Source organism: Tateyamaria omphalii (assembly GCF_014651375.1).
GTDB classification, from domain to species: domain Bacteria; phylum Pseudomonadota; class Alphaproteobacteria; order Rhodobacterales; family Rhodobacteraceae; genus Tateyamaria; species Tateyamaria omphalii.
In genome coordinates this window covers 339,612-353,019 of record NZ_BMWT01000002.1, presented here as the reverse complement: position 1 = coordinate 353,019, position 13,408 = coordinate 339,612, and the positions used below count along the sequence as shown (strand labels likewise).

The 13,408-nt window shown below is 58.8% G+C and carries 16 protein-coding genes; all 16 read left to right on the top strand.

Annotation, left to right across the window (positions count from 1 at the left end; genetic code table 11):
* Positions 1 to 102 precede the first annotated feature (102 nt).
* Positions 103 to 1,287: a phage portal protein gene (locus IE087_RS07365; RefSeq protein ID WP_189368662.1), complete on the top strand. Its 1,185-nt coding sequence runs from the start codon at positions 103 to 105 to the stop codon at positions 1,285 to 1,287.
* Positions 1,280 to 1,507, top strand: coding sequence for a GTA head formation protein, RCAP_rcc01685 family (locus tag IE087_RS07360; protein ID WP_189368661.1), 228 nt, complete (start codon positions 1,280 to 1,282; stop codon positions 1,505 to 1,507). Before IE087_RS07365 ends, IE087_RS07360 begins: the two co-directional genes overlap by 8 nt.
* A gap of 27 nt (positions 1,508 to 1,534) precedes the next feature.
* A complete protein-coding gene (locus IE087_RS07355; protein WP_189368660.1) occupies positions 1,535 to 2,098 on the top strand; it encodes an HK97 family phage prohead protease in 564 nt (187 codons plus the stop codon).
* Positions 2,099 to 2,139: 41 nt separating this feature from the next.
* Positions 2,140 to 3,318, top strand: a complete 1,179-nt coding sequence (locus IE087_RS07350; protein WP_189368659.1) for a phage major capsid protein — start codon at positions 2,140 to 2,142, stop codon at positions 3,316 to 3,318.
* 161 nt (positions 3,319 to 3,479) lie between these two features.
* Positions 3,480 to 4,076 carry a head-tail connector protein gene (locus IE087_RS07345; RefSeq protein WP_189368658.1) on the top strand — a complete coding sequence of 199 codons (597 nt, stop codon included), beginning with the start codon at positions 3,480 to 3,482 and terminating at the stop codon, positions 4,074 to 4,076.
* Entirely contained in the window at positions 4,073 to 4,411 is a 339-nt protein-coding gene (locus tag IE087_RS07340) for a head-tail adaptor protein (RefSeq protein ID WP_189368657.1), read from the top strand. Before IE087_RS07345 ends, IE087_RS07340 begins: the two co-directional genes overlap by 4 nt.
* Entirely contained in the window at positions 4,408 to 4,833 is a 426-nt protein-coding gene (locus IE087_RS07335; RefSeq protein WP_189368656.1) for a DUF3168 domain-containing protein, read from the top strand. Before IE087_RS07340 ends, IE087_RS07335 begins: the two co-directional genes overlap by 4 nt.
* Positions 4,834 to 4,845: 12 nt before the next feature.
* Positions 4,846 to 5,265: a phage major tail protein, TP901-1 family gene (locus IE087_RS07330; RefSeq protein WP_189368655.1), complete on the top strand. Its 420-nt coding sequence runs from the start codon at positions 4,846 to 4,848 to the stop codon at positions 5,263 to 5,265.
* A complete protein-coding gene (locus IE087_RS07325; protein ID WP_189368654.1) occupies positions 5,265 to 5,582 on the top strand; it encodes a gene transfer agent family protein in 318 nt (105 codons plus the stop codon). The genes IE087_RS07330 and IE087_RS07325 overlap by 1 nt, the downstream gene beginning before the upstream one ends.
* On the top strand, positions 5,579 to 5,785 hold the full coding sequence (locus IE087_RS07320) for a rcc01693 family protein (RefSeq protein ID WP_189368653.1): 207 nt from the start codon (positions 5,579 to 5,581) through the stop codon (positions 5,783 to 5,785). The genes IE087_RS07325 and IE087_RS07320 overlap by 4 nt, the downstream gene beginning before the upstream one ends.
* Entirely contained in the window at positions 5,782 to 6,447 is a 666-nt protein-coding gene (locus IE087_RS07315) for an RcGTA-type gene transfer agent tail tape measure protein (RefSeq protein ID WP_189368652.1), read from the top strand. The genes IE087_RS07320 and IE087_RS07315 overlap by 4 nt, the downstream gene beginning before the upstream one ends.
* 23 nt (positions 6,448 to 6,470) lie before the next feature.
* Positions 6,471 to 7,103: a DUF2460 domain-containing protein gene (locus tag IE087_RS07310; RefSeq protein ID WP_189368651.1), complete on the top strand. Its 633-nt coding sequence runs from the start codon at positions 6,471 to 6,473 to the stop codon at positions 7,101 to 7,103.
* The gene (locus tag IE087_RS07305; RefSeq protein ID WP_189368650.1) at positions 7,103 to 7,990 is read left to right on the top strand and encodes a phage/gene transfer agent baseplate hub protein; all 888 of its coding nucleotides are present in this window, start codon (positions 7,103 to 7,105) and stop codon (positions 7,988 to 7,990) included. Before IE087_RS07310 ends, IE087_RS07305 begins: the two co-directional genes overlap by 1 nt.
* Complete coding sequence (locus IE087_RS07300) at positions 7,987 to 8,436, top strand: NlpC/P60 family protein (protein ID WP_189368649.1); 450 nt, start codon at positions 7,987 to 7,989, stop codon at positions 8,434 to 8,436. Before IE087_RS07305 ends, IE087_RS07300 begins: the two co-directional genes overlap by 4 nt.
* Positions 8,436 to 12,386: a baseplate multidomain protein megatron gene (locus tag IE087_RS07295; RefSeq protein ID WP_189368648.1), complete on the top strand. Its 3,951-nt coding sequence runs from the start codon at positions 8,436 to 8,438 to the stop codon at positions 12,384 to 12,386. The genes IE087_RS07300 and IE087_RS07295 overlap by 1 nt, the downstream gene beginning before the upstream one ends.
* Before the next feature lie 196 nt (positions 12,387 to 12,582).
* Positions 12,583 to 13,392 carry a serine O-acetyltransferase gene (gene cysE / locus IE087_RS07290; protein WP_189368647.1) on the top strand — a complete coding sequence of 270 codons (810 nt, stop codon included), beginning with the start codon at positions 12,583 to 12,585 and terminating at the stop codon, positions 13,390 to 13,392.
* Positions 13,393 to 13,408: the final 16 nt, after the last annotated feature.

Sequence of the window (13,408 nt, the reverse complement as noted above, 5' to 3'; positions counted from 1 at the left end):
GAAGCAGGGGCATGGCCCTTGCGATGAGGCGGTTCTTTTTGAGCCGCCTTTTTCTTTGGACGACGGGCCGGTCGGCCCTTTGGGATCAAAAGGAGACCCTTCGTGTTTGATTTCTTTCGGAACCGGGCTGTGGCGGAACAACCAGAGCAGAAGGCAAGCGCGACGGGGAAGGTCGTGGCCTGGCAGACAGGGGGCCGCGTGGCGTGGAGCCCGCGTGATGCGGTGTCTTTGACGCGCGCAGGTTTTTCGGGGAACCCGGTCGGGTTTCGGTCGGTCAAGCTGATTGCCGAAGCTGCGGCGGCGTTGCCCTTGGTGTTGCAGGACATGGAGCAGCGGTTTGAGACCCATCCGATCCTGTCGCTGATCAAGCGGCCCAATCCGGGGCAGGGGCGGGCCGAGTTGTTGGAGGCGCTCTATGCGCAGCTGCTGTTGTCCGGAAACGCTTATGTCGAGGCGGTGGCGGGTGAGAGCGGCGCGCCGTTGGAGTTGCATGTGCTGCGGTCGGATCGGATGTCAGTGGTGCCGGGCGCGGATGGCTGGCCGGTGGCTTATGAGTATGCGGTAGGCGGTGCCAAGCATCGGTTTGATGCCACGGGGCCGGTGAGCCCGATCTGTCATATCAAGAGCTTTCATCCGCAGGATGATCATTACGGCTTTTCGCCGATGCAGGCGGCCGCCATGGCGCTGGACGTGCATACAGCGGCGTCGAGGTGGTCGAAGTCATTGCTGGACAATGCGGCGCGGCCTTCGGGGGCCATTGTGTATCGCGGGTCGGATGGGCAGTCGCAATTGTCGGGCGATCAGTATGACCGGCTGGTGAGTGAGATCGAGACCAACCATTCGGGCGCGCGCAATGCGGGGCGTCCGATGTTGCTGGAAGGTGGTCTGGACTGGAAGCCGATGGGCTTTTCACCCTCGGACATGGAGTTCCAGAAAACCAAGGACGCTGCGGCGCGGGAGATCGCATTGGCCTTTGGGGTGCCACCGATGTTGCTGGGTATTCAGGGTGATGCGACCTATGCCAACTATCAGGAGGCCAACCGGGCGTTCTACCGTCTGACCGTGTTGCCTTTGGCGACCCGCGTTGCCGCGGCGCTGGCCGAGTGGCTTGGGGCGCATACCGACGAGGATGTGGTGCTGTCGCCGGATCTGGACCAGGTCCCGGCCTTGTCGACCGAGCGGGATGCGCAATGGGCGCGCGTGGCGGGCGCAGACTTCCTGACCGTCGCCGAGAAGCGCCGTTTGCTGGGCCTGCCGGCCTTGGCCGAGGACGGTGCGGATGGATGATGCGAAGCTTTGGGAAAAGTTTGCATGTGGGCCGGGGCTGAAGTTGGAGGCCCATGAGCGCCTGACCGAGGTGCATTTCGCCAATATCTCCGACCGTTTGAAGCGGTTGGAGACGTTGATGGAGCGGTTGGAGAAGCGGCTGTGGCTGACCGTTTATGGCGTTGTCGCGGTGGTGCTGGCGACCGGGTTTCAATCGATCATGGCGGCGATACCCCACTAGTGGGCCGCATTGAGAAGGAGAATGCAGATGCAGGCAGAGACCGGTCTGGAGACGAAATTTGCGCGATTTGGCGAAGGCGTCGAAGTGCAGGATGGCACGGTTATTGAGGGTTATGCCAGCCTGTTTGACGCCTGTGATCAGGGCGGTGACGTGGTGAGCAAGGGAGCCTATGCGGCGTCCCTGAAGGCCATTGCCGCCGAAGGGCGCAACGTGAAGATGCTGTGGCAGCATGACCCGGCCTTTCCCATAGGCGTGTGGGACGAGGTGCGGGAGGATGCCAAGGGTCTGTGGGTGAAGGGGCGCTTGCTGCCCTCGATCGCCAAGGGCCGTGAGGCGGCAGAGCTGATCGGGGCGGGAGCCATTGATGGTCTGTCCATCGGCTATCGCACCGTAAAGGCCACGAAGAATGACAAGGGCCAGCGGCTCTTGACCGAACTGGAGCTTTGGGAAGTGTCGCTGGTGACCTTCCCGATGCTGCCCAGTGCGCGGGTGGCGGCCAAGTCCGAGGAGATGCCTTCGGATCAGGACGCGACCTTGCGCGACATGGCGGCGGCCCTGCGGGCTGCGCGCGCGGAGTTGGCGCAGCGCTGAACGCGCAGGGCCGTTTCACACCAACCATCAAGGACATGCTGATGAGCAAGACCGAGATCAAGGCTCGGGCCGGGGAAGGTTTGTCCCCGGCTCAGGAGGTTGCAGAGGCCGTAACGGGTTTCGTGACCGAATTCAAAGGCTTCCAGGCCGATTTTCAAACCAAAATTCAACAAACGGAAGAGCGACTGACCATGCTGGATCGGAAAAACATGACTGCGGCGCGCACCCCTCTGGCAGGTGCCGTCGATGCGGGTGCCCCCCATCAGAAGGCGTTCAACGCCTATCTGCGTTCGGGCGAAGACGAGGGCCTGCGCGGCCTGGAGATGGAAGGCAAATCGCTGTCTACGGCTGTGAATTCGGACGGTGGGTATCTGGTCGATCCGCAGACGTCGGAGACCGTGAAATCGGTTCTGAACGCAACTGCGTCGATCCGGTCGATTGCCTCTGTGGTAAATGTCGAGGCGACCTCCTTTGACGTGCTGGTGGATCACACCGACGTAGGCGCGGGTTGGGCAACCGAGACTGGGACGCAAGCCGAAACCGACACACCGTCCATCGACCGGATCACCATTCCGCTGCACGAGTTGTCGGCTTTGCCGCGTGCGTCCCAGCGCCTGTTGGACGACAGTGCCTTTGACATCGAAGCATGGCTGGCGGGTCGCATTGCGGACAAGTTCGCGCGCGCCGAGGCAACAGCTTTCGTCAACGGCGATGGTATCGACAAGCCTCGCGGCTTCCTGAACCACACATCTGTCGACAATGATGTCTGGGCTTGGGGCAACCTTGGCTACGTCCCGTCGGGTGTTGATGGCGACGTCACCGCCGACGCCATCATTGACGTGGTCTATGCGCTGGGTGCCGAGTACCGTGCCAATGCAACCTTTGTCATGAACTCGAAAACCGCGGGACTTGTCCGCAAGCTCAAGGACAATGACGGTCGTTTCCTTTGGTCTGATGGCCTGACCGCTGGACAGCCGGCAACGCTGATGGGCTATCCGGTGCTGATTGCCGAGGACATGCCCGATGCGGCGTCTGGTGCTGATGCCATTGCTTTCGGTGACTTCAGCGCTGGCTATACCGTGGCCGAGCGCCCGGACCTGCGTGTGCTGCGTGACCCTTTCAGCGCCAAGCCTCATGTCCTGTTCTATGCCACCAAGCGCGTGGGCGGTGACGTCAGCGACTTTGCTGCGATCAAGCTGCTGAAATTCGCACTCGCCTAAGCGGCAAATGCGGATGGCCGGGGGGGGTGACCGCCCCCGGTTCCGGGTGCGCGCTGGAAGTGCGCCGTGTTGTCTAGCTGCTCCCCTCCGTCCGAGCAATGCGGACTGGCGCGCGCCCGGGCCTTTGGAGCCGAGGGGCAGAATTTTCCTGGAGATGTTCCATGATGTTGAACGAAGAGACCACGGTGCCTGACGCCGCGCTGCCGGTCGAAGAATTCAAGGCGCATCTGCGTCTGGGCAGCGGGTTTGGCAATGATACCGTGCAGGACGCGGTGCTTGTCAGTTTCCTGCGTGCGGCGATCGCGGCGGTCGAGGCACGCACCGGCAAAGTGTTGATCGAGCGTGATTTCACCTTGTCTGTTGTGTCGCTGGCTACGCCGGATGCGATTGCAGTGCCCGTCGCTCCGGTAACGGGTGTGAGCAGTGTGAGTTTGGTGGATCGTGTCGGCACTGAAACTGCTGTCGCTACCGATACTTACTGGTTGGAGCGTGATCCACACAGGCCTCGGGTGCGGTCTGTTAAGCATGAGTTGCCAGCAGTCCCGGCTGCCGGGTCCATGCGCGTGGCTTTCACTGCCGGGTTCGGTGCGGTGTGGTCCGACGTTCCGGCGGATTTGGCGCAGGCCGTGATGCTTTTGGCGTCACATTACTATGAATTCCGCAATGAGACGACCTTGAGCGAGGGGTGCATGCCGTTTGGTGTGACCAGTCTGATTGAGCGGTATAAGCCCATGCGTTTGGGCGGGGGCGCACGATGAAACCGCCGCGCCTGAACCGGCGCTTGACCCTGGAAAGCCCGTCACGCCTGCCCGACGGCGCTGGCGGTTTTACGGAACGCTGGATGCCCTTGGGTGTGTTGTGGGCCGAGCTCACGGCCCGGACGGGTCGTGAGACCGTTGTGACCGGTGCGGCGGCGTCTGCCGTTCCGTATGCCGTTGTTGTGCGCGGTGCCCCCGTGGATCATCCGGAGCGCCCGGTGCCCGAGCAGCGCTTCCGGGATGGCAACCGTGTCTTCCATATCCGCAGTGTTGCCGAGCGTGACCCTGAGGGGCGCTACCTGATCTGCATGGCGGACGAGGAGGTCGCGGTATGAGCTATGCCATTTCTGCAGCCCTGCAAAGCGCCGTATTTACGGCCATTGCGGATGACGTCGCGGTTGGGAATGCCGTTGGAGACGCCGTCTATGACGCTTTGCCCAGCGGCGCACTGCCAAACATGTATGTCAGCCTTGGTCCGGAAACGGTGCGTGTTGCGGATGACAAGACCGGTGGCGGAGCTGTTCACAGTTTTGTCGTGTCGGTCGTCACCGAAGCGCCGGGCTTCCTTGCCGCCAAGCAGGTCGCGGGTGCGGTTTGCGACGTTCTGCATGACGCTGATCTGATGCTTGATCGTGGGCGGCTGGTGTCCCTGCGATTTGAACGGGCGCGTGCTGTCAAGATCGACAAGGGCACAGGCCGACGTATCGACCTGACGTTCCGTGCGCGGACCGAAGACAACTCATCAACCATTATCTAACGGAGAAAACCCATGGGTGCTCAGAACGGAAAGGACCTGCTTCTGAAGGTCGATATGACCTCGGACGGGCAGTTCGAAACCATTGCGGGTCTGCGGGCCACGCGCGTCAGCTTCAACGCAGAGAGCGTGGATGTCACGAGCCTTGAAAGCCAGGGCGGGTGGCGTGAGCTGTTGGCGGGTGCTGGTGTACGGTCGGCCAATATCACCGGTGCGGGTGTCTTCAAGGACGAGGGCACGGATGAGCGTGCGCGCCAGATCTTCTTTGACGGTGAGACGCCGGATTTTCAGGTAATCATCCCCGACTTTGGCATTGTCGAGGGGCCGTTTCAGGTGACCTCACTTGAGTACAGCGGCAGCCACAATGGCGAGGCGACCTACGAGGTGTCGTTGGCCTCTGCCGGTGCGCTGACCTTTACGGCGCTTGTGGCCTGATGACCAATCCGTGGAGGGGAGAGGTCACGCTGGTGATCGATGGTCAGCCTCAGGTGATGCGGTTGACCCTTGGTGCTTTGGCGGGGCTTGAGGCGGCATTGGCAGAGCCATCGCTGGTTGCCTTGGTGGAGCGGTTCGAGCAGGGCCGCTTTTCAAGTGCCGATGTTCTGGCCGTGTTGAAGGCTGGTTTGCTTGGAGGCGGCTGTGCCTTTGATGCCAATAGGTTGGATCACGCCGACATTGCGGGTGGGCCCATGGGGGCTGCCCGGGCGGCGGCTGAGCTGATCGCGCGCGCCTTCGTGGTGCCTGAGGCATGACAAAGACATTGGACTGGCCTGCGCTGATGCGGGCCGGGCTGCAGGGGCTGCGCCTGACGCCAGAGGCGTTCTGGGCGCTGACCCCTGCGGAATTGCAGATGATGCTGGGCACACCGGGTCAGGCCGCACCGCTGTTGAGCGACGGTCTGGATGCGTTGATGGCGGCCTGGCCGGATGAAAGGTCGGAAGGGGATCCGGAATGACTGATTACCGAGATGAGATCGAGAACCTTGACGAGAACGCCGAAGACTTGCGCTTCACGCTAAGCGCAACCTCGGACATGGTCACCGGTTTCGACAGCGAATTGCGCAGCATGCGTGAGAGTCTGGCGGCGACCAACAAGGACGTGGCGACGCTTGAGAAAGGGTTGTCGCGTGGATTGCGCAAGGCCTTCGATGGCTTGGTCTTTGACGGCATGAGCCTGTCGGATGCGCTGGATGGTTTGGCCAACTCGATGATCAACGCGACCTACAATGCGGCGATCAAGCCCGTCACCGATCACTTCGGTGGATTGCTGGCTACGGGCGCAGGCAAATTGTTCGAGACAATCTTGCCCTTTGCCGATGGCGCGCCGTTCAGTCAGGGGCGCGTTATGCCCTTTGCGTCTGGCGGAGTTGTCAGTTCTGCGACGCCCTTTGGCATGCGCGGTGGCATGGGCGTTATGGGGGAGGCGGGGCCAGAGGCCATCATGCCGCTGGCCCGTGGTCCTGATGGCAAGCTGGGTGTGCGTGGCGGCGGCGGGCAGGGCGGTCCGACCGTCGTGATGAATATTACCACACCGGATGTGCAGGGCTTTGCCCGATCGCAAAACCAGATCGCCGCACAGATGAACCGCGCGCTGAGCCGCGCGAACCGCAACAGATAACAAATTGAAGGGGAGCCAAGGCCATGAATTTTCACGAGGTTCGATTTCCCGCGTCCTTGAGCTTTGGCTCGGTCGGCGGGCCGGAGCGCCGGACAGAAGTTGTTACGCTTGCCAACGGGTTCGAGGAACGCAACACGCCCTGGGCGCATTCGCGACGCCGCTATGACGCGGGACTGGGGATGCGGTCACTGGACGATGTGGAGACCCTGATCGCGTTTTTTGAGGCGCGCATGGGGCAGATGTACGGGTTTCGCTGGAAGGATTGGGCGGACTTCAAGTCTGGTGCCGCCAGTGTTGACCCTACGTTCATGGACCAGACAATTGCCACCGGGGACGGGGTAAAGGCAACGTTTCCACTGCTGAAGACCTACCGTTCCGGAGAGTTTGCCTATTCCCGTCCTATCTCCAAGCCTGTTGCAGGAACCGTGCGTGTGGGATTGGGACGTGACGAGATGCAGGAAGGGGTCGACTACGACGTCGAACTGAGCACTGGGCTTCTCACCTTTCAGCATCCACCGGAATTGGATGAAGAGATCACTGCCGGTTTTGAATTTGATGTGCCCGTACGCTTTGACACGGACCAGATCCAAACGTCCGTGGCGAGTTTTCAAGCCGGAACTGTGCCCAACGTGCCCATTGTTGAGGTGCGTTTGTGATGAGTGGGCAGAGCGAAGAGTTCCTGGCGCACACCGCTGAAGGTGTGACAACCCTGTGTCGGGCATGGGCCATTCTGCGCACGGACGGCAAGACCTTTGGGTTTACGGATCATGACACGCCGCTGACCTTTGATGGGATTGAGTTTCGCGCCGACACTGGTTTGTCTGCTGCGGCTCTGGCGCAGAGTACTGGTTTGAGTGTCGACAACACCGAAGCGCTGGGCGTGTTGACCGATGCGTCCGTGCGCGAAGATGAAATCGAAGCAGGGCGTTTTGACAATGCGGAGGTCCGTGCGTGGTTGGTAAACTGGGCTAATCCTGATGTGCGCTGGTTGCAGTTTCGGGGATCGATCGGTGAGTTACGGCGCTCTGGTGGAGCCTTTCATGCCGAACTGCGCGGATTGACCGAGGCACTGAATCGTCCGCTGGGGCGCATATACCAAAAACCTTGTACCGCCGTTCTCGGCGACCGGGCGTGCCGCTTCAATTTGGACCAGCCGGGATACCGGTTCGAAGGACAGCCTGATCGCGTGATCGAAGGGCGCATCTTTGAATGGGAAGACATGAGTCGCTTTGAATCCCAGTGGTTCATGCGTGGGCGCCTTGACGTCGTGTCTGGCCCTGCAAGCGGCCTCTGGGGGATGATCAAGCGCGATGTGATCGAGAACGATGTGCGTCGGATCGAGCTTTGGGAAGCAATTCGCGGGCAAGTCAGTGCACTCGACCAAGTGCGGTTGACGGCCGGTTGCGACAAACGCTTCGATACCTGCCGCCTGAAGTTCGCCAACTTGTTGAACTTTCAAGGTTTCCCGGATCTCCCCAGCGATGATTGGATGATGGCGTATCCGACATCCGGACGGGCTAACAGCGGGGGTAGTTTACGATGACGGTACAATCTTCTTTGATCGTCGATCAGGCGCGCACATGGATTGGTACGCCATACATTCATCAGATGGCGGCACGTGGGGCCGGTACAGATTGCCTTGGGCTTATCCGCGGTGTTTGGCGTGCCGTGATCGGCAGTGAACCGGAACGTCCGCCTGCATATAGTATGGATTGGTCTGAACCACAGGGGCAAGAGCAGCTTTGGGCAGCGGCAATGCGCCATCTGTCCCCAAAGGTTGCGTCGCACGCTGCACTTGGAGATGTGATCCTGTTTCGTATGCGCGACGGCGGCGTGGCCAAACATCTCGGCATTCAGTCCGAGGTCGGCACCACGCCCAAGTTCATTCATGCCTATAGCGGCCACGGCGTTGTCGAGAGCCCGCTCAGTGCACCTTGGGCCCGACGGGTCGTGGCCCGCTTTCAATTCCCTGATGTGGAGGCCGACTGATGGCGACCGTAGTACTTTCTGCCGCAGGCGCGGCTATCGGCGGCTCGATTGGGGGCTCGGTTCTCGGGGTGTCATCTGCCGTCATCGGTCGTGCCATTGGTGCGACTTTGGGCCGTGTTATTGACCAACGTGTGATGGGGCAGGGGTCTGAGGTTGTCGAACACGGCAAGGTTGACCGTTTTCGCCTCTCCAACTCGGGTGAAGGTGCGCCAATTTCTCAGCTTTACGGGCGTATGCGCTTGGGCGGGCAGGTGATCTGGTCTTCGGATTTTCTTGAGACAGTAACTGTGACTGGCGGCGGCGGAGGAGGAGGGGGCGGTAAGGGTGGTCGCCCTGCGCCTGCTCCCGAACCGGAAGTGCGTGAATACAGCTATTCTGTAAGCATGGCGATGGCTGTTTGCGAAGGAGAGATTACGCGCATCGGCCGGGTTTGGGCCGATGGTGAAGAAGTGGCCGTCAATGAGCTGAATATGCGTGTCTACAAGGGGACCGAGGACCAACTGCCTGATCCGTTGATGGAAGCCATTGAGGGCCAGGGTCTGGTGCCTGCCTATCGCGGGACAGCTTATGTGGTGATTGAGAATCTGGCCTTGGGTCGCTTTGGCAATCGTGTTCCGCAGTTTTCGTTCGAGGTGATACGCCCGGAGCAACCGGATGAAGAGGGCGCGCATGAGGAGATGGCGCGGGCGGTTGAAGCCGTCGCGCTCATGCCAGGGACGGGCGAGTATGCGCTGGCGACTGCGCCGGTCAACTACGTCGATGCCAATCGGGGCCGATGGAGTGCGAACATCAATACGCCTGCTGGGCAACCCGATTTCAATGTGTCGCTCGATGCGCTTCGTGACGAACTGCCGAATTGTGAGGCAGTCTCGTTGATCGTGTCGTGGTTCGGGAATGACTTGCGCTGTGGGTCGTGCAGGATCCAGCCAAAGGTTGAGCGGCGCGACATCGAGGGTGAGAACATGCCGTGGTCTGTGGCTGGTGTACCGCGTCACTGGGTTGCCGAGATTGCCCAAATTAATAACCGTCCGATCTATGGCGGTACGCCCGCTGATGCTTCAGTTGTCCAAGCCATTCAGGCGATGAATGCATCGGGTAAGAAAGTCATGTTTTATCCGTTCATTCTGATGGATCAGCTGGAGGGCAATGAGCTTCCCAACCCTTACGCACCGGGCGAAACGCAACCTCACTTGCCATGGCGAGGCAGGATCACCTTGTCACGCGCGCCGGGTGTTGAAGGGTCACCGGACGGGACCGCTGCAGCCGCGGCTGAAGTTGACGCCTTTTTTGGCAATGTGACCGCATCGCATTTTAACATTTACAGCAACAATCAGTACACCGGGCCACAGGAATGGACGTTGTCGCGTTTCATTTTACACTATGCGGCATTGTGCCGTCAGGCCGGGGGAGTGGACGCGTTCTGTATTGGATCGGAAATGCGTGGATTAACGCAAATTCGTGGCGTAGCGAACCAGTTCTATGCCGTCCAGAAGTTGAGACAGCTGGCAGCAAATGTTCGGGCGATCCTTGGGCCAGGCACCAAGATCAGCTATGCGGCTGATTGGAGCGAGTACTTTGGTTACCAGCCGCAAGATGGGACTGATGACCGTTTTTTTCATCTGGATCCACTTTGGGCAGACGAGAATATCGACTTCATTGGCATCGACAATTACATGCCGATATCTGATTGGCGCGATGGTGATGATCATGCCGATGCGGAATGGAATAGTATCTACGATGTCGGCTATTTGCGTTCCAATATAGAGGGCGGCGAAGGGTATGATTGGTACTATCGGTCTGAGGATGCGCGTGCTGCACAACTCAGGACCCCGATCACAGATGGTGCATATGATGAGCCTTGGGTCTATCGATACAAGGATATTCGCAATTGGTGGAGCCAACCGCACCACGAACGCATTGGAGGTGTCCGGTCTGTACTTCCCACCGCTTGGCTACCGGAATCCAAACCAATCTGGTTCACTGAACTTGGTTGTGCAGCAATCGACAAGGGTACGAACCAGCCGAACAAGTTCCTTGATCAGAAGTCATCGGAAAGCAGTCTGCCAAGGTATTCAAACGGTGCACGGGATGACCTGATTCAGAAACAGTATCTGAGAGCCATGCATTCGTATTGGCGGGCACCCGGGAATAATCCCGTTTCATCAGAGTATGGGGCTCCGATGGTCGACATGTCGCGGGCCTTTGTATGGGCTTGGGATGCAAGGCCATATCCATTTTTCCCGAATTCGCTGCGAAAATGGTCCGATGGCGAGAACTATCCGCGTGGCCATTGGATCAATGGCCGCACGTCAGGCCGTTCCCTGGCATCGGTCGTGGGCGAAATTTGTGAACGTTCGGGACTTCGGCACTACGATACGTCGGAATTGTTCGGATACGTGCGTGGGTTCGTCGTCGACGACGTCACAGATGCGCGGGGGGCCTTGCAGCCGTTGATGTTGCGCTTTGCTTTTGACGCAATTGAGCGTGATGGTGTTCTGAAATTTGTCTCCCGTTCTGGAAGAGGAGCGATTGAGCTACCACCTGAAACGCTTGCAATTCATTCGGAACTTAATGGCCGTTTGGAACAGTCGCGGGAATCTGAGGCCGAGCTGGCAGGGCGCGTACGCGTTCGGTTTGTGCAGACCGATGGAAATTTCGATGTTCTGTCTGAAGAAGCCATTCTTGCGGATGACGAGACGCATGCGGTGTCTACCAGCGAGGTCGCTATGGCCTTGACCCGTCCTGAGGGGCGGCAGGTAGCGGAACGCTGGTTGACCGAGGCGCGGATTGCGCGCGAAGCGATCAAACTGGCGTTGCCACCGTCCCGTATCGGGGTGGGAGCCGGTGATGTCATTGAGGTAACGGCAGATCAGTCGGAAGGCGCCGGGCTGTACCGTGTGGATCGGGTAGAGCATGGCCAAATGCAGATGATAGAAGCTGTACGGATAGAACCCGAAGTGTACACACCATCGGAGCTTTCCGACGAGTTGGCGGGCGTACGTGAGTTCGTTCCTCCTGTCCCTTTGACTTCGGTTTTTATGGATTTGCCGCTGCTTGCTGGTGATGAATTGGAACACGCGCCGCATTTGGCCGTAACAGGCTCACCTTGGCCGGGTGGCGTGGCAGTATACCAATCGTCTTCTGATTCTGACTTTGTGCTCAATACTGTGGTCGCTGCACGAGCGAGTATTGGGTTTCTAACCTCGCCTTTGCTGCGCGCCGTGCCCGGGCTAATTGACCGTGGCGCGCCGCTCGAAGTTAAAATGATCCATGGGACTTTGCAGTCTATTCCAGACACAGCGTTTCTGAATGGTGGAAATCTCGTTGCCATCGGTGATGGGTCACCCGACAATTGGGAGCTCATTCAGTTTCAGAATGCCGAGCTGCTGGGGCCAGACCAATACCTGCTTTTCGATAGGTTGCGTGGGCAAGCCGGGACGGATGCATTCATTCCTGACGAATGGCCCGCAGGATCATGGTTGGTGCACATAAATGGCATTCCGTCGCAGATTAATCTTCGCCGGGCTTTGCGTCGGGTTTCGCAAACCTTCCGCATTGGGCCATCAAAACTAAGCTACGACAACCCCTCGTATACGGAGACAGTTCAAGCTTTCAATGGGAATGGCTTGAGGCCTTATGCGCCGGTTCATCTAACTCTTTCAAATAGCGGTTCCGACATTAGATTCAGTTGGATTCGTCGTACGAGGTTGGATGGCGATGATTGGGCGTTGCCGGACGTTCCATTGGCCGAAGAGACCGAGAGTTACACGGTTCGTGTTGGAGTGTCGGGCCAGATCGTCCGAGAGGCAGTCGTTTCAACACCGTTCTGGATATACAGCGATGCGATGCGTCAAGCGGATGGGCTTGTTGGAGACTTTGACGTGTCGGTTGCTCAAAACTCGGCCCGATTTGGGCCAGGACCATTCACAACAGCACGCTGGACGGAGTGATGTGAGGCTACAAAAGGTTTCATCTCAAAGTCGGCTCTTGCTGGGTTTGTGTGTGCGGGCTGTGAACCGGGCTGTTGTCAGGCTGAGGCCAGCAGCGACGAGATCGACCAATCCAATTTCGACATGGGATACATCACGGGTTTGCGTTTGGAGAAATGGTCTTAAGTAGGGTAGGAAGAACCCGAAAGGACACATTATGGCTGACCTACGCACAAACGTCGCTTCGATTGATCCGGTTTGGGACCAGATCACAGAAGAAGCGCGCCAAGCCGTTACTGATGAACCGCTGATCGGTGGGTTTGTACACGCGTGCATTCTCCATCACAAATCTGTGGAAAAAGCCCTCTCATACCGTATCGCGGCCAAACTGGCATCGAACGAAATGTCGATGGTTGTTGTTCGCGAGATTGTCGAGGAAGCTTACCAGAAGTCGCAGGCGTTGGTAGAAGCTGCGCGCGCCGATCTTGTCGCAGTTTACGAACGTGATCCGGCTTGCCATCGGTTGCTGCAGCCCATCCTTTATTTCAAAGGGTATCAGGCGATGCAGGCCTATCGTGTTGGCCACTTTCTTTGGCAGGAGGGTCATACAGATCTGGCCTACTTTTTTCAGATGCGCGTATCCGAGATATTTGGCGTAGACATTCACCCGGCCGCACATATCGGGAAAGGGATCATGATTGACCATGCCCATTCCATCGTGATTGGCGAAACGGCGGTTGTGGGTGACAATGTATCCATGCTGCATTCTGTCACTCTGGGTGGGACCGGCAAAGAAGAAGAGGATCGTCATCCCAAGATCGGTAACGGCGTACTGATCGGTGCAGGTGCCAAGGTTCTTGGCAACATTCATGTTGGAAATTGCAGCCGTATTGCTGCAGGGTCTGTCGTTTTGGAAGAGGTGCCTCCATGCAAGACTGTCGCGGGGATTCCAGCACGCATCGTGGGTGAGGCGGGCTGTGATCAGCCGTCCGTCTCCATGAATCACATGCTGGGCAAGGACCAATAAGGGTATTTCACATCAT